The sequence below is a fragment of the Pseudomonas sp. 1912-s genome (assembly GCF_029269205.1).
Classification (GTDB): domain Bacteria; phylum Pseudomonadota; class Gammaproteobacteria; order Pseudomonadales; family Pseudomonadaceae; genus Aquipseudomonas.
In genome coordinates this window covers 83,273-108,991 of sequence record NZ_JARIXR010000004.1, presented here as the reverse complement: position 1 = coordinate 108,991, position 25,719 = coordinate 83,273, and the positions used below count along the sequence as shown (strand labels likewise).

Sequence of the window (25,719 nt, the reverse complement as noted above, 5' to 3'; positions counted from 1 at the left end):
AGCCCGCTTCCACAGGGTTTTGCGCTGTTTTTGAGCCAGCCGATTGGCGTCAAATTTTGAATGATGGCTATACGACAATATTTCAGGTGTACAAGAATTATTCTCGCTACAATCCCTGACTTTTCAGCCCGGCACGGATGCCGTTCGGCCCATTGGTCACGAGAAGTCCCATGCTCACCGGTAGTTATTCCCCCGCCCTCGTCCTGATTTCCCTGTTTGTCGCGATCCTTGCGTCTTATACCGCGCTGGACCTGACCGGCCGCATTGCCACGGCCAAAGGGCGTGCCGTCTACCTGTGGATGGGCGGTGGCGCGCTGGCGATGGGGGTGGGTATCTGGTCGATGCACTTTATCGGCATGCTCGCCTTTCGCCTGCCGATCAGCCTGGGTTATGACATCGAGATCACGGCGCTGTCATTGCTGATCGCGATCCTTTCCAGTGGTTTTGCCTTGTGGCTGGTCAGTCAACCGCGTTTGCCGGCATGGCAACTCGGGTTTGGCGCCTTGATCATGGGCGCCGGCATCAGCGCCATGCACTACACCGGGATGGCCGCCATGCGCATGAGGCCCGGTATCGACTACGACCCCACGCTGTTCACCGCCTCGTTGCTGATTGCCGTGGGGGCGTCGGCGGCGGCCTTGTGGATTGCCTTCAACCTGCGGCGCAACACGCCTTACGTGCGTTTGGCCCGGGGCGGCGCGGCGATGGTGATGGGCGTGGCGATCGTTGGCATGCACTACACCGGCATGGCGGCTGCGCGTTTCGCCGATGGCAGTTTTTGCGGCGCGGCCCTGAACGGCTTGAGTGGCAAGGGCCTGGACAACCTGGTGTTGGTGACCACCCTGGCGGTATTGATCATTGCGCTGCTGACGTCTCTGCTGGACGCACGCCTGGAAGCCCGCACCGCTGTGTTGGCGGACTCGCTGACCCAGGCCAACCAGGAACTGACCCACCTGGCCCTGCACGACATGCTCACCGGCTTGCCCAACCGCACCTTGCTCGCTGACCGGATTCAACAAGCGATACAGCGGGTGAACGAAGAGGGCGGTTGCTTTGCGCTGATGTTTATCGATCTGGACGGCTTCAAACCGGTCAACGACGCTTTCGGTCACCACATGGGCGACCAGTTGTTGCAGCAAGTGGGCCTGCGTCTGCGGGAAGACTTGCGCAGCCAGGACACCCTGGCCCGTATCGGCGGTGACGAGTTCGTGTTGCTGGTGCAGTTGGGTCAGCCTGACGATGCGTTGCGCCTGGCCGAGCGCCAGGTGGGTCTGATCAACCAGGCCTTCCGCGTCGCCGAGCATGAGCTGAAAATTTCCGCGAGCATCGGCATTGCGCTGTTCCCCGGCAACGGCGCCACGCCTCAGGAACTGCTGATGAACGCCGACGCGGCGATGTATCACGCCAAGGGCATGGGCAAGAACGGCTACAGCTTTTTCGACGTCTCGATGAACACCAACGCGCGCAAGCAACTGCAACTGCTGCAGGATTTGCGCAACGCTGTGGAGCACGAGCAGTTCCGGTTGTACTACCAGCCCAAGTTCGACGCCATCAGTGGCCGCCCGGTCGGTGCCGAGGCGCTGCTGCGCTGGGAACACCCGCAACAGGGTCTGTTGTTGCCGGACAAGTTTATCGAACTGGCGGAAAAGACCGGGCTGATCATCCCCATCGGCGAATGGGTGCTCAACGAAGCCTGTCGCCAGATGCAGGTGTGGTACGCCCAGGGCTACCACGACTGGCGCATTGCAGTGAATCTGTCGGCGTTGCAGTTCTGCCATGCCGGGCTGGTGAAGAGCGTTGCCAATGCCCTGGAGCGTCACCGGTTGCCGGCCAACAGCCTGACCCTGGAAATCACCGAAACCACCGCCATGAGCGATGCCGATGCGAGCATGACGGTACTGCAGAAGCTTTCGGACATGGGCGTCGACCTGTCCATCGATGACTTTGGCACCGGCTATTCGAGCCTGATGTACCTCAAGCGCCTGCCGGCCAATGAGTTGAAAATCGACCGGGGGTTTGTCCGTGACCTCGAGCACGACAGCGACGACGCGGCGATTGTCTCGGCCATCGTCGCCCTCGGCCAGGCCCTGGGCCTGCGCATTGTGGCCGAAGGCGTGGAGACCGACGTACAGCAGAATTTCCTCACGCGGCTGGGCTGCGATTCGTTGCAGGGGTATCTGCTGGGGCATCCGTTGCCGGCCGAGGGGTTCATGGCCGACATCCAGAGTGCCGAACAGGTGGTGCGTGCGCATTCGGTGACGTGAGCCCATGCAAAACCTGCGGGGCGCAGGTAGTATTGGATCCATCAGCTCACGTTGAATCAGGAGACCTTACACATGGATAAAGTCGTCGTCATCACCGGCGGCAGTCGTGGGATCGGCGCTGCCACGGCGTTGCTGGCCGCTGCCCAGGGCTACCGCATCTGCATCAACTACCAGGCCGATGAGGACGCTGCCCACCGCGTACTTGAGCAAGTGCGCGCCCTCGGCGCCCAGGCCATTGCGGTACGGGCCGATGTCAGCATCGAAGACGAAGTGATCGGCTTGTTCCACCGGGTCGATACCGAATTGGGCCGGGTGACCGCGCTGGTCAACAACGCCGGTACCGTCGGGCACAAGTCGCGGGTCGATGAGATGTCCGAGTTCCGCATCCTGAAAACCCTCAGAACCAACGTGTTGGGGCCGATTCTGTGTGCCAAGCATGCGCTGTTGCGCATGTCGCCCAAGCATGGCGGGCAGGGCGGCAGCATCGTCAACGTGTCGTCGGCCGCCGCGCGTCTGGGCTCGCCGGGGGAATATGTCGACTACGCCGCATCCAAGGGCGCGCTGGACACCTTCACCCTCGGGCTTTCCAAGGAAGTGGCGGGTGAGGGGATTCGGGTCAATGGTGTGCGTCCCGGCTTCATCTTCACCGACTTCCATGCCCTGAGCGGCGACCCGGACCGGGTCAGCAAGCTGGAGCCCGGGATTCCCATGGCCCGTGGCGGGCGTGCTGAAGAAGTCGCGGAAGGGATTATCTGGCTGCTGTCGGACAAGGCGTCCTATGCCACCGGGACCTTTATTGACCTGGCGGGCGGTCGCTAGGTCTGTGCTCGTTGTGGCAAGGGGCAAGCCCTTGCCACACGCTCAATAGCCGGCCCAACGCAGTACCGTATAGCCCTTGTTCGAGAACTCGCTGAGTAGCCGGCCCTCGGAGTTGTCCTGGGTGCTGTAGCCTGAGTCAGAAAACCCGTCTACCACTCCATTTCGAGTGTGGCTGGCGTTCAGCTTGCGGTCGTCGAGGTTGTCAATGAACCGCAGCACTTTGTCCAGGTTGTAGGCGGCATCGGCGCGTGAGTCTGGATCCGGATTGGCTTCGGTCCAGTCGCCGACTTGCCGCTTGAGGTCATCGCCCACTGCAAGATGATCGTGCCCCCCAAGGAAATGGCTAAGTACGCTGCTTTGCTCAATGATCCTTTCTGCTGAACGATGGTCGCCAGCCGGGCGACCTATGGGGCCAGTCATTTCACGTACCTGGTTCTGTTCTGCTGCCGTCATGTAGTTGGGTGGGACGGGTAGCGGTGTCAGGCCCGCCGGGGGAGAAATATTCATCGAGTACCTTTGATGTGGGTCAGGGAAAGGACGTTTTTCGTGGAGAGAAATGTCCCACTCCTGTGTGGTCCAGCACTCCGCGTGGTTCCAAGGTTTTAAAACGAACGCACAATCTTCCCCAGCGTTTCCATCGCCTTTTCACACGACTCATCCCACGGGCTGCCGTAATTCAAACGAATGCAGTTCCTGAAGCGCTGCGTCGGCGAAAAAATCGGCCCCGGCGCGATGCTGATGCCCTGGGCCAACGCCATCTGGAACAACTTCAATGAGTCGGTCTGCTCCGGCAACTCCAGCCACAGGAAATATCCGCCTGCCGGCTGGCTGACCCGTGTCTGCGCCGGGAAATAGCGCGCGATGGCGGCGAGCATGGCGCTTTGCTGCTCCTCCAGCGCATACCGCAACTTGCGCAGGTGCCGGTCGTAGCCGCCGTGTTGCAGGTAATCGGCAATCGCCGCCTGGGCCGGCATCGAGGCGCACAGCGAGGTCATCAGCTTCAGCCGCTCGATCTTCTGCGCATAACGCCCGGCGGCGACCCAGCCAATGCGGTAGCCGGGGGCCAGGCTTTTGGCGAAAGAGCCGCAGTGCATCACCAGGCCTTCGGTGTCGAACGCCTTGGCCGGTTTCGGAGCCTGTTGGCCGTAGTACAACTCGGCGTACACGTCGTCTTCGATCAGCGGCACCTGATGGCTGCGCAGCAATTCCACCAGTTCCAGTTTTTTTGCCTCGGGCATGGTTGCGCCCATGGGGTTCTGGAAGCTGGTCATGCACCAGCAGGCCTTGATCGGGTAGCGCTCCAGGCTTTGGGCGAGCACCTTGAGGTCAATGCCGTCGCGCGGGTGCACGGGAATTTCCACCGCCTTGAGTTTCAGGCGTTCCAGTATTTGCAGGCTGGCATAGAACGCCGGCGCTTCGATGGCCACCAGGTCGCCCGGTTCGGTCACGGCCTGCAGGCACAGGTTCAGCGCCTCAAGGGCGCCGTTGGTGATCAACAGTTCTTCCATTGGCAGCATCAGCCCGCCGACCATGTAACGCAGGGCGATTTGCCGGCGCAGCTGCGGGTTGCCCGGCGACATGTCGGTAACCACCATGCGTGGGTCCATTTCCCGGCTGGCGCTGGCCAGTGAGCGGGCCAGGCGCGGCAGCGGGAACAGCGTCGGGCTGGGGAACGCCGAGCCGAAAGGCACGGTTTGCGGGTCTTTGATGGAGTCGAGCACCGAGAACACCAGCTCGCTGACGTCCACCTCGGTGGTCTCGTGCACGTGGGCACTCACCACCGGCTCGGAAAACGGGCTGGGCGCATGGGTGTTGACGAAGTACCCGGAGCGTGGCCGGGCGCGGATCAGCCCGCGACGCTCCAGCAGGTAGTAGGCCTGGAACACCGTGGACGGGCTGACGCCATAGGTCTGGCTGGCATAGCGTACCGAAGGCACGCGCTGGCCCGGGCCGAGGACACCGGAGCGGATCAGTTCTGCGATGTCGTCGGCGAATTTTTCGTAGCGTTTCATTGGGGCCTAGTGCTTTGAACAGATTTTGCTGATTGAACACAGATCAAAAGGTGGGAGCGAGCAAGCCCGCTCCCACATTTGATCTCCAGTGTTTCTGAAACTCGGTTTTTAACGATTCAACGGCGCTACAAACCGGCTATCCGCCGCGCTGTAAACCCATGGCTCATCCACGTCCGTTACCTTGAAACGAATGGTCTGGGAACTGCTGGCAGGCTTCTCTGCGGTCATCGCCACCGACACCGGCACATCGGTGATTTCCCCGGGCGCCAGGCTGATGTCGGTCTTGCCCTGCAACTGGAAGCCGTCTGCGTCTACCAGCTCCATGCGGTAATCCTGGCGCTGCTGGGTCTTGTTGATGACCTTGAGGCTGTAGATATTCTCGATCAGGCCTTCACTGTTCTCCCGGAACATCCCACGGTCCTTGGTGACGTCCAGCGACACCATCGGCCGTACGACCAGGGCCACCACCAACGCCCCGATCATCACCAGCAACACGGCACTGTAGCCGATCAGCCGCGGCCTGAGCAGATGGGTCTTGCCCCCTTGCAGCTGATGCTCCGAGGTATAGCTGACCAGGCCGCGGGCATAGCCCATTTTGTCCATGATCGAATCACAGGCGTCGATGCACGCGGCGCAGCCGATGCATTCCATTTGCAGGCCGTCGCGGATGTCGATGCCGGTGGGGCATACCTGCACGCACAGTTGGCAGTCGATGCAGTCACCGAGGCCGACGTCCGCCGGTTGCACATCACGTTTGCGCGGGCCGCGGTGCTCGCCACGGGCCACGTCATAGGAAATGGTCAGGGTGTCCTTGTCGAACATCACACTCTGGAACCGCGCATACGGGCACATGTGCATGCACACGGCTTCGCGCAGCCAGCCGGCGTTGAGGTAGGTGGCACCGGTAAAAAACAGCACCCAGAACAGGCTCACGCCGCTCATCTGCCAGGTCAGCAGTTCTTCGGCCAGGGGGCGGATCGGCGTGAAGTAGCCGACAAACGTCAGCCCGGTCAGCACGCTGATGCCCAGCCACAGAGTGTGCTTGGCCGAACGCCTGGCCAGCTTGTTCAAGCTCCAGGGCGCGGCTTGCAGCTTGATGCGCTGGTTGCGCTCGCCTTCGGTGACTTTTTCGCACCACATGAACAGCCAGGTAAACGAGCTTTGCGGGCAGGTATAGCCGCACCACACGCGGCCTGCGAACACCGTGATCGCGAACAGGCCGAACGCACAGATGATCAACAGCGCCGACAGCAGGATGAAGTCCTGGGGCCAGAACGTGGCGCCAAAAATGTGGAATTTGCTTTCAGCCAGGTCCCACAGAACGGCCTGGCGTCCGCCCCAGTTCAGCCACACGGTGCCGAAAAACGCCAGGAACAGAAAGCCCGCGCCCACCACGCGCAAGGTTCGGAACAGGCCCGTGAAGCTGCGGGTGTGAATCAGGTTGTCGTTGGAGGTGGCCTTCATCTTCTTTGGATGTGCAGGCTCATACATTTCTACGGTTCGGACGGGGATTCTATCGCTCATGGTCTTTCGCTCATCAGCCTCCATCAGGCAGATGAACTATGACCGGCGCTCTGTTTGCATAACAGGCTCAGGTATGGCGATTAAAAGCGGATCAGATGGGCCTGTGATGCGCGCCTGCGACAATGTGCTGCACCCTGTGGCGCGTGGGGTGCAGCGCTTTTGCGGGCGTGATGATCCAGGTCAATCAAATCACCGAATCACCGTCGGTGGCCTTCAGATGCTTACGGCCGTCGGTGGCACCTGCGACGGTCAATGCGTCGGCTTCTGCTTCGGTGATGTAGACGCGATCGCCATTCAACTCCACGGCTGACATGGACTTGGCGCTGTCGGTAATCACCGTGACATCGGTGGCGGGGAGGCTTTGTTCGTCGCCGTGCTCATCGATCTTGAAGTAACAGGTCTGGTTTTCGATACGTACGGGCATGGTGCTGTCCTTTTCCGGGGGTACTGAGGGTTAGGCGTTGCCCGTGGTTGAATGGTTCTGCGCAACTGACTGACGGTCGGCGTTGTCCATCCCGTATCGACCCTTGAAAGGACACGACCATGGACGCCTGGTGGCATGAAGTCTGGCAAACCCTGCAAGCGGAATTTGCCGACATTGGCGATGCCCGGCAACTGACACAGATCACCGTGCGGTTGCTGATTGCGGCCATTCTGGGCGGCATTCTCGGTTTTGAACGTGAACAGAAGGGCAAGGCCGCCGGGGTGCGCACCCATATGCTGGTGGCCATGGGGGCAGCGCTGTTTGTGTTGGTGCCGAATTTGTCCGGCTCCCAGGCCGACGCCATGAGCCGCGTGTTGCAAGGTGTGATTGCGGGCATTGGTTTTCTCGGCGCCGGTACCATCCTCAAGGGCAAGGAAGACGAGGAGGGCCAGCACGTCAAAGGGCTGACCACCGCCGCCGGCCTCTGGATGACCGCCGCCATTGGCGTGGCGGCCGGGATGGGACGTGAGTCGACGGCGGTGTTGAGTACGGTGCTGGCACTGATGGTGTTCAGTGTGATGCCAAGGATTGTCAGGTTGCTGGAGAAGGATTAGCTGGAGCCCATCCCGGCATTGATGTTGTGCTTGCTGAGGCGCGAGCCCAGGTCTGTCAAGGTGTTAGCCATCGTCCCGGAGTGTCGAGCGCTCTGACGTGCCTGGGCCGCCGATTGGCGCCAGTCTGCCAAGGATTTCAGTATCGCGCTGTCGTCATCGGGGTCGGTTGCCATTTGAAAGAGCATCTCGGTTTTTCGTCTTTGAGTGTCCTCATCGATCGCTTTTTCCATGGCTTGCGTGGCGGCGCTCAGTCCAGGGTTGATAGCGTCTTTATTCAACAACTCGCCGATATCCATCAGCGTCTGGGCATTCGCCTGGGCATCGGGACCACGCAGCAGGGTGCTGATGTTCGCCGGGGTCAATAGATCACGGAGCCTGTTCAGGGTGTTGACGCTTCCTTGAGCGTCAGGATTGCGCAACAGCTGATCAATGTTGTCCTTGGTCAGCAGCGCTTTCAGGTCGTTAAGGGGTTGCCCGGTCTGGGGCCCGCTCGGGGGCAGCGCATTTTGCGGAGAGGGGTGGTAGGCACTCGGCTGGGTATTGATCGTCGACATGATGTTTTCTCGCAGGATGATGGAATAAACGCTACATCCCGAGGGCGTGCGTTTTCGCGAGATAAGTCTTATGGGGCGTATAGGCTCTGACTCTAAGAGTCATCTCTGTTGCAGGTAGGAAGTTTCGGTTTTGACGATCAGCCTGGATCGTCAAAACCTCAACTGTCACGTTCGCTTCAGACAATCACTGGCGGCATCGTCGTCGGTGGTTCCTCCACCGGTGGTGGCTGTGTGCCAGGCGGTTCTTGCTCGGGAATCGGGTCCGGTTCGGTGGGTGGCAGGGTGGGCTTGTCAATGTTCGGGTCCGGGGTTTCAGCCGGGATCGGGATATTCATCGGTGTGGCCTCCTTTGTGCTTTGCTCTATCGGTGGACAATCGGGCGGTGGATTTGATTCCCCGCCCGATGGCGGCATATCCACCTGAACTTTTCATCCGCCGGTACGCTCGGAACCTATACGGCCCTGCTCAGGGAGAGCGGTGCCGTTTCAGAATTTGGATCAGGCACAAGAGCGTCCACTGGGCGTTAAGGGGAGATGCTCGATGACTGCTGAAACACTGACGCACGATGATTCAACCTCCACGTTACCGCTGTCCCAGGCACTGTTGCTGCCAAGGATTGCGATTGAAAGCACCACCCCGGTCATCGATGGCGGCGAGTTTGCCGTCAAGGCTGTGGTCGGCCAGCGCGTCCAGGTCGCCAGCAAGGTGTTTGCCGATGGTCACGACAAGCTCGCGGTGCTGATCCGCTGGCGCCCGCGCAGTGAAGAAAGCTGGCACAGCGTGGTGATGACCGATGTTGGCAACAACGGCTGGGAAGGTGCGTTCACCGTGACCACCCAGGGCCCGCATGAGTATTGCATCGAGGCCTGGATCGACACGTTTGCCAGCTTCCGCTACGAATTGAGCAAGAAACACGAGGCCGGTGTGCCCGTCAGCCTGGAATTGCAGGAAGGCCGCAGCCAGGTACTGCAAGCGGCCGAGCGCAGCGACAACGAATTGCGCGACCGCCTGATGCTGCTGCACCACGAACTCTCCGGCCTGCTGGAAACCGAGCAAGTCGCGCTGTTCCTGCACGAAGACAGTGCACACCTGATGACCCAGGCCGACCACCGCGCCTATTTGAGCATCAGTGCCGTATACCCGATTGATGTAGAGCGCGAGGCGGCGCAGTTTGCCAGCTGGTACGAGCTCTTTCCCCGCTCGATCACCGATGATCCTGCGCGCCATGGCACCTTTAACGATGTGCACTCACGGCTGTCGATGATCCATGACATGGGTTTTGACGTGCTGTATTTCCCGCCGATTCATCCCATCGGCCGCAGCCATCGCAAGGGCAAGAACAATTCCCTGACCGCCGGGCCGGATGATCCGGGCAGCCCGTACGCCATCGGCAGCGAAGAAGGCGGCCATGAGGCCATCCATTCGCAGCTGGGCACCCGCGAAGACTTCCGTAACCTGGTCAAGGCCGCCGCTGAGCATGGCCTGGAAATCGCCCTGGATTTTGCCATCCAGTGCTCTCAGGACCACCCGTGGCTCAAGCAGCATCCGGGCTGGTTCAACTGGCGGCCCGACGGCACGATCAAATACGCCGAGAACCCGCCGAAGAAGTACCAGGACATCGTCAACGTCGACTTCTACGCCGCGGACGCTATCCCCAGCCTGTGGGTCGAGTTGCGCGACATCGTGGTCGGTTGGGTGGAAGAGGGCGTGAAGACCTTTCGTGTCGACAACCCCCACACCAAGCCGCTGCCGTTCTGGCAATGGCTGATCAGTGATGTGCGTTCCAAGTACCCGGAAGTGATCTTCCTCGCCGAAGCCTTCACCACCCCGGCGATGATGGCGCGCCTGGGCAAGGTCGGTTACTCCCAGAGCTACACCTACTTCACCTGGCGCAACACCAAGGCCGAGTTGAGCGAGTACCTGAGCGAGCTGAACGAATCCCCGTGGCGCGAGTGCTTCCGGCCGAACTTCTTCGTCAATACGCCGGACATCAACCCGGGTTTCCTGCATGAGTCCGGCCGCGCCGGCTTCTTGATCCGTGCCGCGCTGGCCACCATGGGCTCCGGCCTGTGGGGCATGTATTCCGGCTTTGAACTGTGCGAAGCGGCCCCGGTGCCAGGCAAGGAAGAGTACCTGGACTCGGAGAAATACGAGATCCGCCCACGGGACTTCACGGCGCCGGGCAACATCATTGCCGAGATCGCCCAGCTCAACCGCATCCGTCGACAAAACCCGGCGCTGCAGACGCACCTCGGGCTGAAGCTCTACAACGCGTGGAATGACAACATCCTGTACTTCGGCAAACGCAGCGAGGACGGCAGCAACTTTATTCTGGTTGCCGTGAGCCTCGACCCGTTCAACGCCCAGGAGGCCAATTTCGAGTTGCCGCTGTGGGAGATGGGCTTGCCGGACGACGCCCAGACCCAGGGCGAGGATTTGATGACCGGCCACCGCTGGACCTGGTACGGCAAGACCCAGTGGATGCGGATCGAACCGTGGCACCAGCCGTTTGGTATCTGGCGCATTACCGTTTCCTGAAGCTGATTGAGATCGTTCCCACGCTCCGCGTGGGAATGCAGCCCCGGACGCTCTGCGTCCCCAAGCGTGACGCGGAGCGTCGCAACAGGCATTCCCACGCAGAGCGTGGGAACGATCAGCGACCCCACGAATTTTCCAGGAGTTTCCAATGGCGAAGAAACCCAAGGCTGCCACCTTTATCAAAGACCCGCTCTGGTACAAGGACGCGGTGATTTATCAGGTTCACGTCAAATCCTATTTTGACTCCAACAACGATGGTATCGGTGACTTTCCAGGGTTGATCGCCAAGCTCGACTACATCGCCGACCTCGGCGTGAACACCATCTGGCTGCTGCCGTTTTATCCCTCGCCACGCCGCGACGACGGCTACGACATCGCCGAATACCGTGGCGTGCACAGCGACTACGGGACCATGGCCGACGCCAAGCGCTTTATCGCCGAAGCCCACAAACGCGGGCTGCGGGTGATCACCGAGCTGGTCATCAACCACACCTCGGACCAGCACCCGTGGTTCCAGCGTGCGCGCAAGGCCAAGCCCGGCTCGGCCGCGCGGGACTTCTACGTGTGGTCCGATGACGACCAGAAATACGACGGCACCCGCATCATTTTCCTCGACACCGAAAAGTCCAACTGGACCTGGGACCCGGTCGCCGGCCAGTACTTCTGGCACCGCTTTTATTCCCACCAGCCGGACCTCAACTTCGACAACCCGCAGGTGATGAAAGCCGTGCTGTCGGTAATGCGCTACTGGCTCGACATGGGCATTGACGGCCTGCGCCTGGACGCCATCCCGTACTTGATCGAACGCGACGGCACCAACAACGAAAACCTCCCGGAAACTCACGACGTCCTCAAGCAGATCCGCGCCGAGATCGACGCCAACTACCCGGACCGCATGCTGCTGGCCGAAGCCAACCAGTGGCCGGAAGACACGCAACTGTACTTCGGTGACAAGAAGGGAGATGACGGCGACGAATGCCACATGGCCTTCCACTTCCCGCTGATGCCGCGCATGTACATGGCGTTGGCCCAGGAAGACCGTTTCCCGATCACCGACATTCTGCGCCAGACCCCGGAAATTCCGGCCAATTGCCAGTGGGCAATCTTCCTGCGCAACCACGATGAACTGACCCTGGAAATGGTCACCGACAAAGAACGTGACTACCTCTGGAACTATTACGCCGCCGACCGCCGCGCGCGGATCAACCTGGGGATTCGCCGCCGCCTCGCGCCGTTGATGGAACGTGACCGCCGACGCATCGAGCTGCTCAACAGCCTGCTGCTGTCGATGCCGGGCACGCCGACCCTGTACTACGGCGATGAAATCGGCATGGGCGACAACATCTACCTCGGCGACCGCGACGGTGTACGCACGCCAATGCAGTGGTCCATCGACCGCAACGGCGGCTTCTCCCGCGCCGACCCGGCGAGCCTGGTGTTGCCGCCGATCATGGACCCGCAATACGGCTACCAATCGGTCAACGTCGAAACCCAGACCCAGGACCCGCACTCATTGCTGAACTGGACCCGACGCATGTTGGCCGTGCGCAAACAGTCCAAGGCCTTTGGTCGCGGCAGCCTGAAAATGCTCTCGCCGAGCAATCGCCGCATCCTGGCCTATACCCGTGAATACACGGGCACCGATGGCAAGAATGAAATCATCCTCTGCGTGGCCAACGTGTCCCGCAGCGCCCAGGCGGCGGAGCTGGACCTCTCGGCGTTCGCCGGCATGGTCCCGGTAGAGATGCTCGGCGGCAACGCATTCCCACCCATTGGCCAGCTGAATTTCCTGCTGACCCTGGCGCCGTATGGCTTCTACTGGTTCGTGCTCGCGGCAGAAAACCAGATGCCGAGCTGGCACGTGGAGCCGGCGCAAAGCATCCCGGACTTCACCACCCTGGTGCTGAAAAAGCGCCTGGAAGAACTGCTCGAAGCGCCATGCCGCACCACCCTGGAACAAAATGCCTTGCCGGCGTGGCTGCCCAAGCGCCGCTGGTTTGCCAGCAAGGACACCGCGATTGATAGCGTGCACATCGCCTACGGCGTGCGTTTTGGCGACCCCCAACACCCGGTCTTGCTCAGTGAGATTGAAGTCACCAGTGCCGGGCAGGTCAGCCGTTATCAGTTGCCATTCGGCTTCCTGGGTGAAGACCAGTTCACCAGCGCCTTGCCGCAACAACTGGCGCTTGCCCGTGTGCGGCGGGTGCGTCAGGTCGGTTTGGTGACGGACGCGTTCAGCCTCGACACCTATATCCGCGCGGTGATCCAGGGCTTGCAGGCCAACACCGTGCTCAGTTCCACCGACGGCGAGATTCGCTTCGAGCCCACGGCGCAGTTGGCCAAACTGGAATTGAACGACGAGTCGGAAGTGCGTTACCTCGCCGCTGAACAGTCCAACAGTTCGGTGGTAGTGGGCGGCAGCCTGGTGCTCAAGCTGATCCGCAAAGTCAGTGCGGGTGTGCACCCGGAGCTGGAAATGGGCGCCTACCTGACGGAAGCCGGCTACGAACATATCTCGCCGCTGCTGGGCTCGGTGATACGCCACGACGCCGACGGCCAGGACAACCTGCTGATGATTGCCCAGGGTTACCTGAGCAACCAGGGCGATGCCTGGGGCTGGACCCAGAACAACCTGGAACGGGCGATTCGCGACGAACTGGCAGAAGCCATGTCCGAGCAGGAGCAGCACTACAACGCCCTTGGCGAACTGGCGGACTTCGCCGGCTTGCTCGGCCAGCGCCTGGGTGAAATGCACCAGGTGCTGGCAGCGCCGACCACCAACAAGGCCTTCAAGCCCGAGGTTACTTCCCTCAAGGATAGCCAGGGCTGGGCCAGGCACGTGGGTGCACAAATCGACCGTGCGCTGCTGTTGCTCAAACAGCATCAAACCCAGTTGAACCCTGCTGACCAGGCATTGGTCAGTGCTTTACTGGAGCAGAAAAAGGCGATTGCCAGTCATGTTCAGGACCTGGCGAAAGCCACGGTGGGCGGGTTGCGCATTCGCGTGCATGGCGACCTGCACCTGGGCCAGGTACTGGTGGTCAAAGGCGATGCCTACCTGATCGACTTCGAGGGCGAACCGGCGCGACCGCTGCATGAACGTCGCGGCAAACACAGCCCGTACAAGGACGTGAGCGGGGTGCTGCGTTCGTTTGATTACGCGGCGGCCATGGCGGTGAATGTGCAGGGCGTCGACCAGTCGCCTGAAGCCAATGCGTCCCGGCAGCGGGTCGCGGATCGCTATTTGCATGAGGCCAGACAGGCATTTATCCAGGCCTACCACGCGGCCACGACTACACTGGGCCATGACTGGCAGGATGCCAAAGGCCAGGACGCAGCGCTGGCGTTGTTCAGCCTGGAGAAGGCCGCGTACGAAGTGGCCTACGAAGCAGAGAATCGCCCGAGCTGGTTGCCGGTGCCGTTGCAAGGTTTGCACGGGCTGCTCAGCGGGTTGAAACCAATATCGAAAACTGCACGCGGTGGGGAGACGTCATGAGTTTTACAAGCAAAGAACCGCTGCAGCCAAAGCTGACTGCGATGCCAGCGTCCAAGGACATCGAGGCGCTGGTGCGCGCGGAGCACCATGACCCGTTTTCAATTCTCGGGCCCCATGATGACGAGCAGGGCGGCCAGTTCATTCGCGCCTTCCTGCCTGAAGCCTTGAGTGTCCAGGTACTGGCCAAGGACAGCGGCGAGCACATCGGCAGCCTCGACGCGACTCAAGTGCCAGGCCTATTTGTCGGGCATTTCGGCAGCCGCCAGGCGTACCTGCTGAAGATCCAGTGGGCCGGCGGCGAACAGATCACCGAAGACCCTTACAGCTTCAGCCAGCTGTTGCTGGGCGAGATGGACCTGTACCTGTTCGCCGAAGGCAATCACCGCGACCTCAGCAGTTGCCTCGGTGCACAAGTGACCAGTGTCGACGGCGTCCAGGGTGTGCGCTTTGCGGTGTGGGCGCCGAATGCCCGCCGGGTGTCGGTGGTGGGCGACTTCAACGTCTGGGACGGGCGCCGTCATCCGATGCGCCTGCGCCACCCGTCCGGGGTCTGGGAAATCTTTATCCCGCGCCTGCAACCGGGCGCCGCCTATAAATACGAAATCCTCGGCGCCCACGGGATTCTGCCGCTCAAGGCCGACCCGATGGCCCTCGCCACGCAGATGCCGCCGGACACCGCCTCCAAAGTCGCTTCGCCGCTGCAAGTCGACTGGCAGGACCACGACTGGATGCAGTCCCGTGGCGAGCGGCAAAAGCCCAGCGCGCCGTTGTCGATCTACGAGCTGCATCCCGGCTCCTGGCAGTGCGAACTGGATGAAGTCGGCGAAGTGGCCCGCCAGTACACGTGGCGCGAGCTGGCCGAGAGGTTGATTCCCTATGTGCAGCAACTGGGCTTCACCCATATCGAACTGATGCCGATCATGGAGCACCCGTTCGGCGGCTCCTGGGGTTACCAGGCCCTGTCGCAATTCGCCCCGACGGCGCGCTTCGGCTCGCCGGATGATTTCGCGTTTTTCGTCAACGCCTGCCATCAGGCTGATATTGGCGTGATCCTCGACTGGGTACCGGCGCATTTTCCCACTGACACCCACGGGCTGGCGCAATTCGACGGCACCGCGCTGTACGAATACGCCAACCCGCTGGAAGGCTTCCACCAGGATTGGGACACCCTGATCTACAACCTCGGCCGCACCGAAGTCCACGGTTTCATGCTGGCGTCGGCGTTGCACTGGCTCAAGCATTTCCATATCGACGGCCTGCGAGTGGATGCCGTGGCGTCGATGCTGTATCGCGACTATTCGCGCAAGGCCGGCGAATGGGTGCCGAACCGCCATGGCGGGCGGGAGAACCTCGAAGCCATCGACTTCCTGCGTCACCTCAACGACGTGGTGGCCCTGGAAGCCCCCGGCGCCCTGGTGATCGCCGAGGAATCCACCGCCTGGCCGGGCGTGAGCCAGCCAACCCAACAGGGCGGCCTGGGTTTCAACTACAAGTGGAACATGGGCTGGATGCACGATTCGCTGCACTACATCCAGCAAGACCCGGTGTACCGCGCCCATCATCACAACGAGCTGAGTTTCGGTTTGGTGTATGCCTGGTCCGAGCGCTTTATCCTGCCGATTTCCCACGACGAAGTGGTGCACGGCAAACACTCGCTGATCGACAAGATGCCCGGTGACCGCTGGCAGAAATTTGCCAACCTGCGGGCCTACCTGAGCTTCATGTGGATGCACCCGGGCAAGAAGCTGCTGTTCATGGGCTGCGAATTTGGCCAGTGGCGTGAATGGAACCACGATCAGCAACTGGACTGGTACCTGCTGCAATACCCGGAACACCGGGGCGTGCAGAAGCTGGTGGGCGACCTCAACCGCCTGTACCGCGAAGAGCCCGCGTTGCACGACCAGGACGACGCGCCTCAGGGCTTCCAGTGGCTGATCGGGGATGACGCCATCAACAGCGTCTACGCCTGGCTGCGCTGGAGCAAGGACGGCCGGCCGGTGCTGGTGGTGGCCAACTTCACACCGGTGCCGCGCGAGGCCTACAAGGTCGGCGTGCCGTTTGCCGGGCGCTGGAGCGAGGTGATCAACAGCGACGCCGATACCTATGCCGGTTCCAACTTCGGCAACGGAGGCGGGGCGTTTACGGAGGATGAGCCCAAGCATGGGCAGCCCTTGTCGCTGTCGTTGAACCTGCCGCCGTTGGGTGTGTTGATCCTGCGGCCTGAAGGCTGATGCCCAGACGATGAAGGCCAAATGTGGGAGCGAGCAAGCCCGCTCCCACTTTTGGAAAGTGTTGCAGCTTAGAAATCGACTTTCAGGCCAATCGTCCCCTCCCGCCCATTGAGCGAATGGCTGTCCAGGTTCCGGTTGTACCCCACCTCGCCATACACTGTCACTGAACTGGACACCTGCAGCGTCGCCCCGGCGCTCAGGTCCATCGTGGTGGATTGCTGGTCGGTATTGATATCTGTCGACCGATTGAATGTGACGGTGTTGGTGCCCGTGCCGGCATGCCACACATTGGCCCGCACATAAGGTTGCACCGGCATCCCGCCTACCCTGTAGTCGCCCCGCAAGCGAACGCCGACGCGTGTGGTGACGTTCGTGTCGGCCTTGAACGAAATATCCGAAATGCCATCGTTCTGGCTGTCCAGCCAGGTACGGTCAATGATCACCTGGGCCTGCGGTTCCACCTCCCAATGTGCGGACACGGCGAACGGCATGCCGACTTCTGCCGAGCCCGCCACGTTATGCCCCTTGGTCTGCAATTTCACGCCCCGACTGGATTCGTCGTGGCCGTCGAACCGGGTGCCCATTACCACCAGGTCCAGGTAAGCACGGTTGGCACCCATCAGGGTCCAGTAGGTACCCAGGCTGTCGGCGCGCAGGGTAATGTCGCCGGTGTCGGTGTTCTGGAAACCACCGGCAAAGCCCTTCACATTCCCGGTCAGGCGGCTGTGGCCGACAAAGAATCCGATGCGCTGGTTCAGGCCATTGTCCGAGGTCCAGGCGTAAAGGTCGGTGCCCACCTGGAAGCCCGACAGCGAACTGTCCAGGGTCGGGTTCACGGTACCGGAAAAAGACTGGCGCGTGCTGCTGCCAAATACCCTGGCCCAGCCGGCAGGTGCCGCACCGGTCGGTTGTGGCGGGCCCTGGTCACCCATGCGCTCGTGATACGTACTCAACATGCCCTGGACGATTTGCTGCACGGCGGGGAACAGCACGGAGTAGTCCGCCACTTCCGGGCGGTAGATGGGAATGGGTTCTTCACCCGGGAAAATCCCCGGCGTGTCTGGTGTTCCGTCGGCCGGAACCGGTGGAAAGATACCGACGTCGGGTGGGACTGGTGGAATGATGCCGCCGTCGGGCGGGGCCGGTGGAATCACACCCACAGGCCCTTCCGGGGTAGGAAGTGGCGGTGCTTCGATGGCCGAACGCAAGTACCAGTTTTGCGCCGTGCCGGGGGTGACGCCGCCTTTGTACAGGTAGTACTCGTAAGCCCCGGCAGACACTGCACCGCCTCTCAGGGAGAACGCCAGGTCACTGGCCGTCGCCCCGTTGGCCGCCTGGACCACCAGGATGCCGTTCTGCACCGTCATGGCGCCCGGGCCCGCGAGGTTGGTCACGTTGATCGTGGTGCTGCCTTGCATCGCGCCTGTGTTCACCACCAGCTTGTCGCTGGGCGCGTTGTCCCCGGCCAGGACACTTTGCAGGGCCAACTGTCCATGGTTGCCGGTGTAGTTGCCGTTGATGGTCAGGCTGTCGGTGGCGCTGGCGCTGTTGCTGGTCAGGTCGATCAGGCCGGCGTTGTTGACGTTGACGAGCTGGCCGGCGGTAAACGGGCTGATGCTGCCCTGGGTGACCAGCAACGTACCGACATTGATGTTCAGGGTGCCGGTGTGGGTGCCGGCGTCGCCGAGGGTGAAGGTGCCGCTGCCCAGGGTAAAAACCGAGGTGTTGTTCAGGGTTACGGTTTCCCAGTTGGCATAACGCGACGGTGTGGCAGCCCGGGTGTTGTCGAACGTCAACGAGTCATCGCCCAGGCCGCCATCCAGCAGGGGCGTGGAGGCAATGGTCGGCTCCGTCAGGCTGGTCAGGAATGCCCGGTCGGTACCGCTGCCTGTCACGATGGGGCCGTGAATCAGCCCGGCGTTTTGCCAGGTAAAAATACTGTTGCCATTGCCGGCCTGGACACCGCCGGTGATATCGCCGCCCTTGACGATGATGTCGTTGTCGCCGTTGCCGACGTGGATCTTGCCGCCAATGCTGCCATTGGCAACGGTGATCTCGTTGTTGCCATTTCCGGCCGCCATGTCGCCGTCGATTCGGCCGGTGCTCAGGGTCGCTTTATTGTCGCCGTCGCCCTGGGTCACGGACGCAATGGTCCCGCCACTCATGGCAAAGTTATTGATGCCCAGTCCCTGGATGACAGCCCCGGCGCTGCCCTGGCTGATTTGCACAATCCCGTTGCCGTTGCCCTGGATGATGCTGCCGGTCACCGTGCCGCCGAACAGTTGGAAGATATTCGCACCGTCGCCCATGTCCACCGCACCCTCAACTGTGCCCGAGTTCATGGTCACGAGGTCACGCCCTGGCCCGAATGTCACGTCGCCATTGATCACGCCAGTGCCCGCGGCGGGAAACAGCAGGGTGTTGTTGCCGGCGGTGTCGACAACGCCTGCGCTGGTGCCGCTGCTGCAGGTGAAGGTGTCGTCACCGGCGGTGGGCACCAGGGTGCAGTCGGCGAGCGAAGCCAGCGGCCATCCCGCCAGCAAGGCTGAAGAGACAATTCCCAGGTGCATCAGGGTAGCAAGCCGTGCGGTCATGATTTGCCCTCGCTGGATGCCGCGAGGGCAAGCGTGGGCTTTCACGTTAGCGCCGCACGGGCAGCGCCGCTACTGTGAAAAGTAACAGGTACAGACGAGTACGCCGGAGCTACAGGAACACGATCTCGTACGGTTCGCGCATCCGTTCCAGCAGCACCTGCGCGAGGATCGGCTCCAGGCCGATTTCCGGGTCACCGGCCAATTGGCTGGCATAGGCGTGGGCAGCATGCAGCTTGCGGGCGACGCTCCAGGTGTCGAGCCTGACCTTGCGGGCGCGTTGCCAGGGGATGGCGGCAGTTTCCCGGACCGGCCAGTGCCACGCCCAGATCGGCAGCTCGTGCAGGTGCACGCCCTTGACCGCGCAGGCTTTGGCGGCGGCGCGGCCGACGGCGTCATGGTCGTCGTTGCCGTCATTGCGCCAGGTGGTGAACACCACGTCGCCGGGTTGCAGGTAGCGCGCAATGAACTGGCTCATTTGCTGTTCCCGCGCGGCCAGGGCGTTGTCGGCAAAGCCGCCGCGAATCCATTTCAGGCTGTGCAGGGGCACACCGAGCCGTCGCAGCGCCTCGACACTTTCCTGGGGGCGGACCACGCTCAGGCGCTTGGCCGGCCACACGGTAGAGCCCGGATGGCTGGCACTGCCGTCAGTGATGGAGATCAGTTGCAGGGCGTATTCGCGGGTGCTGAGCAATTGCAGCAGGCCGCCACAGGCGATCACTTCGTCGCCGGGATGCGGGGCGATGACGACTACGCGGCTGCCTTCGGGCACCAGGATTGCGGGGTTGATAGCAGGGATTTGCGCGAGTTGCGGGGCGCTGTTCCAGATTTGCGCGGGGCCCCGGCGGCTGTCGGTTAACGGTGCAGGTTTCATGGGTGTCACGTCCTTGTTCATCGGTGATGCAGGCCGTACCCCGTTGTCGGGACGGCTCTTGTTGATACACAAGCGTCGGGCAACCGACGCTCGCGGCGCGACGGCGTTCCAACCCTGGATTGCCGTGCAAGGAGTACTGATGATAGTTACGAATCGTCGCTTTTACATAGCCGGATGTCGCTATTTTTTCAGGAGGCCTGCATCAGGCTCTTGAGGTAATCCCCAAAGCCGCCCTGGGCGCGGCAATCCAGGCGGGCGCTGGTGATCACCTGGGGCGAGTGGCTCCAGGCAATGGACGCGCCGCAGCGCTCCAGCTGGCGCACCAGCTCGACGTCTTCATGGCACGGCAGGGGGTCGAAACCGCCGGCTCGCACGTACGCCCCGGCGCTGACGCCGAGGTTGGCGCCATGGATATGCCGATGCCCGTCCCGCGCCTCATAGGCCTGGTGATAGCGGATCTGCGCCGCCGGGTCGAAGCCTTCACTCCAGGCGTCCACCGTGACCGTGCCACACACCGCGTCCACCCCCAGGGCCAGTTGCGCCACCAGCCAATCGGGAGCCACGCGGCTGTCGGCGTCGGTGCAGGAAATCCAGCGCGCGCCGTTGTTCAGCAAGTGCCGCGCGCCCACGCCGCGTACGTGTCCCACGTTCCGCGCCTGCACTTCAAGACTGTGCACCTGGTATTCGCGGGCGATGAGGGCGCTGCGATCGCTGCAGCTGTCGAGCACCGCCAGAATCTGCACCTCTTCACCCAGCAGGCCCGGATGACTGGCCGCGACCATCGCGGCTTTCAGGCATTCAGGCAGTAGTGTTTCTTCGTTGTGCACGGGTATCAGGATGCCGATCATCGCAGTCCCTCCAAGGTTGCAACCGTGGTGCCGTCACGGCTCCACAGGTCCAGTAGAAAATCGCTTTCGTGATGCTGTATCAAAGGCGGCATGCCCAGGCGTTGTCCGAGGCGCGCATGCACCTGTTCCGCCGTTTGCGGGCAGCCTTCGATGGGCGGTCGCCAGTGGCAGGCGAGGATTTGTCCGTCAGGTGTCAGCGAGGCGAGGGCGCAATCGATCAGCCCGTCGAAGTCCTTCGGGTCGAGGTAGTAGCACAGCTCGCTGAGCACTATCAGCTCGAACGTCTCGCTGGGCCACTGGTCCGGCAAGCGGCTCTGCTGCACCGTGGCATGGCTGAAACCGAGCAACCGCGCCTGTGCCAGGCTGACGGCGGCCTGCGCGGTGTCACAGCACAGCAGGCGGTCGCAGCGCGTGGCCAGCTCGAAGCTCAGCTCACCGTTGGCGCAGCCGGGCTCAAAGATCGAGGCGTAGCGCGGCCGGGTCAGCGCGGCAAGGGTCAGTGCCCGCTTGCGGCGTTCGTACCAGCGTTGGCGAAAGGCCCAGGGGTCGTCGTTGCCGGCAAACAGCTCATCGAAGTAGGGCGTGGCGACGCTCATACAAACACCACTTCAAAAGGTTGCAGCAGCCGCTCCAGCACGTAGGGTGCGAGCACCGGCGGCAGGCCGATCTGCGGGTCACCTTCCAGCTGGCTGGCAAACGCGTGGATTGCATGGCGTTTGCGGGCCACGGCTTCAGGCGTCAGGAGGATTTTGCGCGCGCGGTGCCAGGGCACCTGGCTGTCTTCGGGGGTCGCCCAGTGCCAGGTCCACACCGGCAGTTCCAGCAAGGTCGCGCCTACGGCCCGGGCTGCCTTGGCACTGGCACGGCCCACGGCTTCATGGTCGCAATGGCCGTCTTCGCGCCAGGTGGTGAAGACCACGTCGCCGGGCTTGAGGTAGCGTTGGATGAATTGCCCAAGGTCCTCTTCGCCAGCCGCGACCTGGCTGTCAGAAAAACCGGCCCGCAGCCACTTCAGGCTGTGCAACGGCAAGCCCAGGCGATGCAGCGCCTGGGCCGATTCCTGCGGCCGCACCACGCTCAGGCGTTCCACCGGCCAGCGACGCGAGCCCGGATGGCTGGCGCTGCCGTCGGTGACGGAGATCAACAGCATGGGCCGGTCCAGGGCGGCAAGGCCTTGCAGCAGGCCGCCGCAACCCAGCACTTCATCGTCCGGATGAGGCGCAATGATCACCGCGCGGCTGCCCTCGGGCACTAGCTCGGCAATCTCGACACAGGCCAGTTCGGCCAGCCGCGAGGAGCTTTGCCACAGGTGCAACGGTGTGCCCTGGCCGACGATAGGGTTGGTTTTCATAGTTGCCACTGCCCTGTGGTTTGTTCAGCGATTTGTTGGCCGAGGGCGCCCAGGTCACGCTCGGCGTGGCTTTGCCGGATGTACACCGGCAAGTCCGCCATCAGTTGGGCAAAGTGCGGGTCCTTGCAGTAAGGGCCGGCGCCCAGCGCGCGACCGACATGGCGCACCACCTGGTCGACCGAATCTTCGATACACGCTCGCGCCTGCTGAGCCAGCAGTTGCGCATTGGCCTTGGGTTGCCGGTCGATCTGTACCGCACTGTTGCGCAGCACGCAGGCGGCGCTGTGCAGGGCACTGTCGACCGCGCCCAAATGGGCCAGCGCGTGGGGCTCCTTGCTGCGGGCACAGTGTTCGCGCAAGGCTTCTGCCAGGCGTTGGGCGGCGCCGTACCAGCACGCCGCGATACCGATCCCGCCCTGCCAGAAGCCGGGCCGCGCCAGATAATCCCCGGGGCCGCCCACCGCCAGCCCGGTGGCCCGGTCGAAAATCACCTCGACACTGCCCGTCGCCGCCATGCCCACGGCCTGCCAGCCGTCATCGGTGACGGTCACCCCGGGCTGGTCCATCTGCACCGCCACCAACTGTTGACGATCCTCGTCATCCCAGGCTGTCAGCAAACCATGGCTGACCACCGCCGCACCGGAGCACCAGGCCTTGCGGCCTTCCAGTACCAGCCGATGGCCGTCGCGCCGCACCCGGACCCGGGCGGTGGGCGGCTCGGCGGCCCACATGCCCCACGTACTGCCGATGGGCGGGAGCTCGCTGCCCAGTTCGGCGATGATAGCGAGGGCATCGGTATGCCCCTCGAACAGTTTGCACAGCCCCAGGTCATGGCCAGCCACCTGGGCCAGGCGACTGAACCGTTGCAGGGTATCGCCGCTGCCGGGCCGGGGCAGTTGGTCCAGCCCGGTCTCCACCAGCGTGCTTAGCGCTCGGCCCAGTGCTGCTGTGTCCGGGTAGCCTGGGGTATGTTGCAGGAAATCGTGCAAATCCATTTCACACCTCGTCCTCATGCTGCAGTTCAAACAGCAACAGCGAGCGCCCGGTGACCGCGTATTCGTGGTCGAAATCAAAGCGCTCCTGGCCACGCACCGACGGCTGGTTGGTGTCGAGCATGCAGGTCCAGAAGCCGCCATCCGGTACCGGTGGCAGGCGGAAATTGACCATGTCGTGGTGGGCGTTGACCACCAGCAACAAGGTGGCATCGGCCCCCGGGCGACGAATCCCGGTTTCCTGGGCGCGGCCATCCATCAACATGCCCAGGCAGCGGCCATGGCCGTCCTGCCATTGTTCGGTGGTCATTTCATCGCCGCTTGGCGCCAGCCAGGTCACGTCCTTGACGCCGATGTCTTCGTTGTAGTCGCCTACCAGGAAGCGCCCGCGACGCAGGATCGGGTACGCCAGGCGCAACTTGATCAGGCGCTTGACGAACTTGAGCAGGGCCTTGCCGTCTTCATCCAGTTCCCAGTTGATCCAGCCGATCTCGCTGTCCTGGCAGTAGGCGTTGTTATTACCGTGCTGGGTACGGGCAAATTCGTCACCGGCCACCAGCATCGGCGTGCCCTGGGCCAGCAGCAGCGTGGCGAAGAAATTACGCATCTGGCGCAGGCGCAGTGCGTTGATTTCCGGGTCGTCGGTGGGACCTTCGACACCGTGGTTCCACGACAGGTTGTTGTTGCTGCCGTCCTGGTTGTTCTCGTCGTTGGCTTCGTTGTGCTTGTCGTTGTAGGACACCAGGTCGTGCAGGGTGAAACCGTCATGGGCGGTGATGAAGTTCACCGAGCTGTACGGGCGCCGGCCACGCTGGTTGAACATCTCGCCCGAGGCGGTCATGCGCCCGGCGAAGTCGGCCAGTTGGCCGTCGTCGCCTTTCCAGAACGAGCGCACGGTGTCGCGGAAACGGTCGTTCCACTCCACCCAGCCCGGCGGGAAGCCGCCAACCTGATAGCCACCGGGGCCGCAGTCCCAGGGCTCGGCGATCATTTTCACCTGGCGCAGCACCGGGTCCTGGCGGCAGGCCACGAGGAAGCTGTGGCGTTCGTCGAAACCGTCGCGGTAGCGGCCGAGGATGGTTGCCAGGTCGAAGCGGAAACCGTCGACGTGCATCTCGGTGGCCCAGTAACGCAGCGAGTCGGTGACCATTTGCAGCACGCACGGGTGACTCAGGTCGAGGGTGTTGCCGGTACCTGAATCGTTGATGTAGAAGCGCTTGTCATCCGGCATCAGGCGGTAGTACGACGCGTTGTCGATGCCGCGCATGGACAGGGTCGGGCCCTGCTCGTTGCCTTCGGCGGTGTGGTTGTAGACCACGTCCAGAATCACTTCCAGCTTGGCTTCATGCAGGTGCGCGACCATCTCCTTGAACTCGGCAATCTTGCCGCTGGCCAGGTAGCGCGGGTCTGGCGCGAAGAAGGCAATGCTGTTGTAGCCCCAATAGTTGGTCATGCCTTTTTGCAGCAGGTGCTGGTCGTTGACGAAGGCGTGCACGGGCAGCAGTTCTACCGACGACACGCCCAACTGGCGAATGTGCTTGAGCACGTCATCGACCATCAGCCCGGCGCAGGTACCGCGCACTTCTTCAGGCACCGAAGGGTGGCGCATAGTGATGCCGCGCAGGTGGGTTTCATAAATGATCGTGCGATCCCACGGCGTGCGCACCGGCTGGTCGTTGCCCCAGGTGTGAGCCGGGTCGATGACTTTGCACTTGGGCACGAAGGGCGCGCTGTCGCGCTCGTCGAAACTCAGGTCGGCGTCTGGATGCCCGATGGTGTAGCCGAACAGCGCCTCGGACCATTTGAGTTCGCCCACCAGTTGTTTGGCGTAGGGGTCGATCAGCAATTTGTTGTGGTTGAAGCGATGACCGTTGGCCGGGTCATAAGGACCGTACACGCGATAGCCGTAAATCAGCCCTGGGTGGGCGTCGGGCAGGTAGCCGTGGAAGGTCTCGTCGGTGTATTCCGGCAGTTCGATGCGTTCCAGCTCGACTTCGCCGCTGTCGTCGAAAATGCACAGTTCGACTTTGATGGCGTTGGCCGAGAACAGTGCAAAGTTGACCCCCAGACCGTCCCAGGTCGCGCCGAGGGGGAAGGGCAAACCTTCACGAATCCGCGACGGCTCGTTTTCCGGCGTCGAGTTGGGCTTGTTGGGTTTGCTCATTGAGATGCTCCTGCAAGTAGATTTTCCGGGCCGAACGAGGCCGTGCCGGCGCGAAGCCAGTTAAATATCGGTGTCTGGATAGCCTCCTGCGGTGCGGGCGCAGCCGCAGGAGGGGCTTTGGCTCAGGGTGCCTTGGGCTTCTTCGCCGCAGCGGGCTTCTTCGGCGCCGGTGCCGCGCCTGGCTTGGGTGCGGCGGCCGGCTTGGCCGCGGCAGCCGCTGCCGGCTTGGCTTTAGGCTTGGCCTTGGCGGCGGCCTTTGGCGTCTTGGATGGCGTCAGCGCTTCGGCTTCTGCCAGTTTGCGCGCCATCTCCCAGTGTCGCGCGTCCTCGCCGTGGGGTTTACCTTCAGACTCCCAGATCTGATGCGCTAATTCGCGTATGCGTTTGTCTTCAGTACTCATCACAATGCTCCTCGCAGAAAAT

The 25,719-nt window shown here is 62.4% G+C and carries 20 protein-coding genes; 6 read left to right on the top strand and 14 right to left on the bottom strand.

The features are described from left to right. Positions 1-170: 170 nt before the first annotated feature. On the top strand, positions 171-2,264 hold the full coding sequence (locus tag P3C29_RS06940; protein ID WP_275964173.1) for an EAL domain-containing protein: 2,094 nt from the start codon (positions 171-173) through the stop codon (positions 2,262-2,264). A 72-nt stretch (positions 2,265-2,336) separates the two neighbouring features. After that, the gene (locus tag P3C29_RS06935; protein WP_169388737.1) at positions 2,337-3,083 is read left to right on the top strand and encodes an SDR family oxidoreductase; all 747 of its coding nucleotides are present in this window, start codon (positions 2,337-2,339) and stop codon (positions 3,081-3,083) included. 42 nt (positions 3,084-3,125) lie between these two features. On the opposite strand, the gene P3C29_RS06930 is transcribed toward P3C29_RS06935, so the two are convergent. The 4 genes from P3C29_RS06930 to P3C29_RS06915 all read right to left on the bottom strand — a co-directional run bounded on the left by P3C29_RS06930 (position 3,126) and on the right by P3C29_RS06915 (position 7,043). Further along, a complete protein-coding gene (locus P3C29_RS06930) occupies positions 3,126-3,590 on the bottom strand; it encodes a hypothetical protein (RefSeq protein ID WP_275964172.1) in 465 nt (154 codons plus the stop codon). Positions 3,591-3,685: 95 nt separating this feature from the next. Then, entirely contained in the window at positions 3,686-5,095 is a 1,410-nt protein-coding gene (gene mapR, locus P3C29_RS06925; protein WP_275964171.1) for a GntR family transcriptional regulator MpaR, read from the bottom strand. A gap of 108 nt (positions 5,096-5,203) precedes the next feature. Continuing rightward, complete coding sequence (gene ccoG / locus P3C29_RS06920; protein WP_275964170.1) at positions 5,204-6,619, bottom strand: cytochrome c oxidase accessory protein CcoG; 1,416 nt, start codon at positions 6,617-6,619, stop codon at positions 5,204-5,206. A 184-nt stretch (positions 6,620-6,803) separates the two neighbouring features. After that, the gene (locus tag P3C29_RS06915; RefSeq protein WP_275964169.1) at positions 6,804-7,043 is read right to left on the bottom strand and encodes a DUF3203 family protein; all 240 of its coding nucleotides are present in this window, start codon (positions 7,041-7,043) and stop codon (positions 6,804-6,806) included. A gap of 119 nt (positions 7,044-7,162) precedes the next feature. Between P3C29_RS06915 and P3C29_RS06910 the strand changes: the two genes are divergently transcribed. Continuing rightward, complete coding sequence (locus P3C29_RS06910) at positions 7,163-7,657, top strand: MgtC/SapB family protein (protein ID WP_010171626.1); 495 nt, start codon at positions 7,163-7,165, stop codon at positions 7,655-7,657. Here P3C29_RS06910 and P3C29_RS06905 read toward each other — a convergent pair. Together P3C29_RS06905 and P3C29_RS06900 are read right to left on the bottom strand one after the other, a co-directional pair. Beyond that, complete coding sequence (locus P3C29_RS06905; protein WP_201124429.1) at positions 7,654-8,211, bottom strand: hypothetical protein; 558 nt, start codon at positions 8,209-8,211, stop codon at positions 7,654-7,656. The two genes, P3C29_RS06910 and P3C29_RS06905, sit on opposite strands and share 4 nt — an antisense overlap. A 176-nt stretch (positions 8,212-8,387) precedes the next feature. After that, positions 8,388-8,546: a hypothetical protein gene (locus P3C29_RS06900; protein ID WP_167664995.1), complete on the bottom strand. Its 159-nt coding sequence runs from the start codon at positions 8,544-8,546 to the stop codon at positions 8,388-8,390. A 205-nt stretch (positions 8,547-8,751) separates the two neighbouring features. Here P3C29_RS06900 and P3C29_RS06895 point away from each other — a divergent pair, with 205 nt between their 5' ends. From P3C29_RS06895 to glgB, 3 genes are all read left to right on the top strand, one after another. Next, positions 8,752-10,749 (top strand): alpha-1,4-glucan--maltose-1-phosphate maltosyltransferase, encoded by a 1,998-nt coding sequence (locus P3C29_RS06895; RefSeq protein WP_275964168.1) that lies wholly within the window; start codon positions 8,752-8,754, stop codon positions 10,747-10,749. A 148-nt stretch (positions 10,750-10,897) separates the two neighbouring features. Next, positions 10,898-14,245 (top strand): maltose alpha-D-glucosyltransferase, encoded by a 3,348-nt coding sequence (gene treS / locus P3C29_RS06890; RefSeq protein WP_275964167.1) that lies wholly within the window; start codon positions 10,898-10,900, stop codon positions 14,243-14,245. Then, entirely contained in the window at positions 14,242-16,476 is a 2,235-nt protein-coding gene (gene glgB, locus P3C29_RS06885) for a 1,4-alpha-glucan branching protein GlgB (protein WP_010171620.1), read from the top strand. The genes treS and glgB overlap by 4 nt, the downstream gene beginning before the upstream one ends. Positions 16,477-16,544: 68 nt before the next feature. Here the strand turns inward: glgB and P3C29_RS06880 are convergent, their stop codons facing one another. From P3C29_RS06880 to P3C29_RS06845, 8 genes are all read right to left on the bottom strand, one after another. Further along, on the bottom strand, positions 16,545-19,070 hold the full coding sequence (locus tag P3C29_RS06880; protein WP_275964166.1) for an autotransporter outer membrane beta-barrel domain-containing protein: 2,526 nt from the start codon (positions 19,068-19,070) through the stop codon (positions 16,545-16,547). Positions 19,071-19,179: 109 nt separating this feature from the next. Next, positions 19,180-19,941: a PIG-L family deacetylase gene (locus tag P3C29_RS06875; RefSeq protein ID WP_275964165.1), complete on the bottom strand. Its 762-nt coding sequence runs from the start codon at positions 19,939-19,941 to the stop codon at positions 19,180-19,182. Positions 19,942-20,129: 188 nt separating this feature from the next. Continuing rightward, positions 20,130-20,789: a glycosyltransferase gene (locus P3C29_RS06870; RefSeq protein WP_201124424.1), complete on the bottom strand. Its 660-nt coding sequence runs from the start codon at positions 20,787-20,789 to the stop codon at positions 20,130-20,132. Then, positions 20,786-21,385, bottom strand: coding sequence for an SAM-dependent methyltransferase (locus P3C29_RS06865; RefSeq protein WP_275964164.1), 600 nt, complete (start codon positions 21,383-21,385; stop codon positions 20,786-20,788). The genes P3C29_RS06870 and P3C29_RS06865 overlap by 4 nt, the downstream gene beginning before the upstream one ends. Continuing rightward, positions 21,382-22,140, bottom strand: a complete 759-nt coding sequence (locus tag P3C29_RS06860) for a PIG-L family deacetylase (RefSeq protein WP_010171610.1) — start codon at positions 22,138-22,140, stop codon at positions 21,382-21,384. The genes P3C29_RS06865 and P3C29_RS06860 overlap by 4 nt, the downstream gene beginning before the upstream one ends. Next, positions 22,137-23,135, bottom strand: a complete 999-nt coding sequence (locus P3C29_RS06855) for an acyl-CoA dehydrogenase family protein (RefSeq protein WP_010171608.1) — start codon at positions 23,133-23,135, stop codon at positions 22,137-22,139. Before P3C29_RS06855 ends, P3C29_RS06860 begins: the two co-directional genes overlap by 4 nt. A gap of 1 nt (position 23,136) precedes the next feature. Beyond that, complete coding sequence (gene glgX / locus P3C29_RS06850; RefSeq protein WP_201124421.1) at positions 23,137-25,296, bottom strand: glycogen debranching protein GlgX; 2,160 nt, start codon at positions 25,294-25,296, stop codon at positions 23,137-23,139. Between the two features lie 122 nt (positions 25,297-25,418). Continuing rightward, positions 25,419-25,697, bottom strand: a complete 279-nt coding sequence (locus tag P3C29_RS06845) for a DUF2934 domain-containing protein (RefSeq protein ID WP_010171604.1) — start codon at positions 25,695-25,697, stop codon at positions 25,419-25,421. Between the last annotated feature and the right edge of the window lie 22 nt (positions 25,698-25,719).

Excerpts from the sequence above, each read along its gene's own strand:
- P3C29_RS06940 (WP_275964173.1), top strand. The coding sequence starts at position 171 with ATGCTCACCGGTAGTTATTCCCCCGCCCTCGTCCTGATTTCCCTGTTT.
- P3C29_RS06935 (WP_169388737.1), top strand. The coding sequence starts at position 2,337 with ATGGATAAAGTCGTCGTCATCACCGGCGGCAGTCGTGGGATCGGCGCT.
- P3C29_RS06930 (WP_275964172.1), bottom strand. The coding sequence starts at position 3,590 with ATGAATATTTCTCCCCCGGCGGGCCTGACACCGCTACCCGTCCCACCC.
- mapR (WP_275964171.1), bottom strand. The coding sequence starts at position 5,095 with ATGAAACGCTACGAAAAATTCGCCGACGACATCGCAGAACTGATCCGC.
- ccoG (WP_275964170.1), bottom strand. The coding sequence starts at position 6,619 with ATGAGCGATAGAATCCCCGTCCGAACCGTAGAAATGTATGAGCCTGCA.
- P3C29_RS06915 (WP_275964169.1), bottom strand. The coding sequence starts at position 7,043 with ATGCCCGTACGTATCGAAAACCAGACCTGTTACTTCAAGATCGATGAG.
- P3C29_RS06910 (WP_010171626.1), top strand. The coding sequence starts at position 7,163 with ATGGACGCCTGGTGGCATGAAGTCTGGCAAACCCTGCAAGCGGAATTT.
- P3C29_RS06905 (WP_201124429.1), bottom strand. The coding sequence starts at position 8,211 with ATGTCGACGATCAATACCCAGCCGAGTGCCTACCACCCCTCTCCGCAA.
- P3C29_RS06900 (WP_167664995.1), bottom strand. The coding sequence starts at position 8,546 with ATGAATATCCCGATCCCGGCTGAAACCCCGGACCCGAACATTGACAAG.
- P3C29_RS06895 (WP_275964168.1), top strand. The coding sequence starts at position 8,752 with ATGACTGCTGAAACACTGACGCACGATGATTCAACCTCCACGTTACCG.
- treS (WP_275964167.1), top strand. The coding sequence starts at position 10,898 with ATGGCGAAGAAACCCAAGGCTGCCACCTTTATCAAAGACCCGCTCTGG.
- glgB (WP_010171620.1), top strand. The coding sequence starts at position 14,242 with ATGAGTTTTACAAGCAAAGAACCGCTGCAGCCAAAGCTGACTGCGATG.
- P3C29_RS06880 (WP_275964166.1), bottom strand. The coding sequence starts at position 19,070 with ATGACCGCACGGCTTGCTACCCTGATGCACCTGGGAATTGTCTCTTCA.
- P3C29_RS06875 (WP_275964165.1), bottom strand. The coding sequence starts at position 19,941 with ATGAAACCTGCACCGTTAACCGACAGCCGCCGGGGCCCCGCGCAAATC.
- P3C29_RS06870 (WP_201124424.1), bottom strand. The coding sequence starts at position 20,789 with ATGATCGGCATCCTGATACCCGTGCACAACGAAGAAACACTACTGCCT.
- P3C29_RS06865 (WP_275964164.1), bottom strand. The coding sequence starts at position 21,385 with ATGAGCGTCGCCACGCCCTACTTCGATGAGCTGTTTGCCGGCAACGAC.
- P3C29_RS06860 (WP_010171610.1), bottom strand. The coding sequence starts at position 22,140 with ATGAAAACCAACCCTATCGTCGGCCAGGGCACACCGTTGCACCTGTGG.
- P3C29_RS06855 (WP_010171608.1), bottom strand. The coding sequence starts at position 23,135 with ATGGATTTGCACGATTTCCTGCAACATACCCCAGGCTACCCGGACACA.
- glgX (WP_201124421.1), bottom strand. The coding sequence starts at position 25,296 with ATGAGCAAACCCAACAAGCCCAACTCGACGCCGGAAAACGAGCCGTCG.
- P3C29_RS06845 (WP_010171604.1), bottom strand. The coding sequence starts at position 25,697 with ATGAGTACTGAAGACAAACGCATACGCGAATTAGCGCATCAGATCTGG.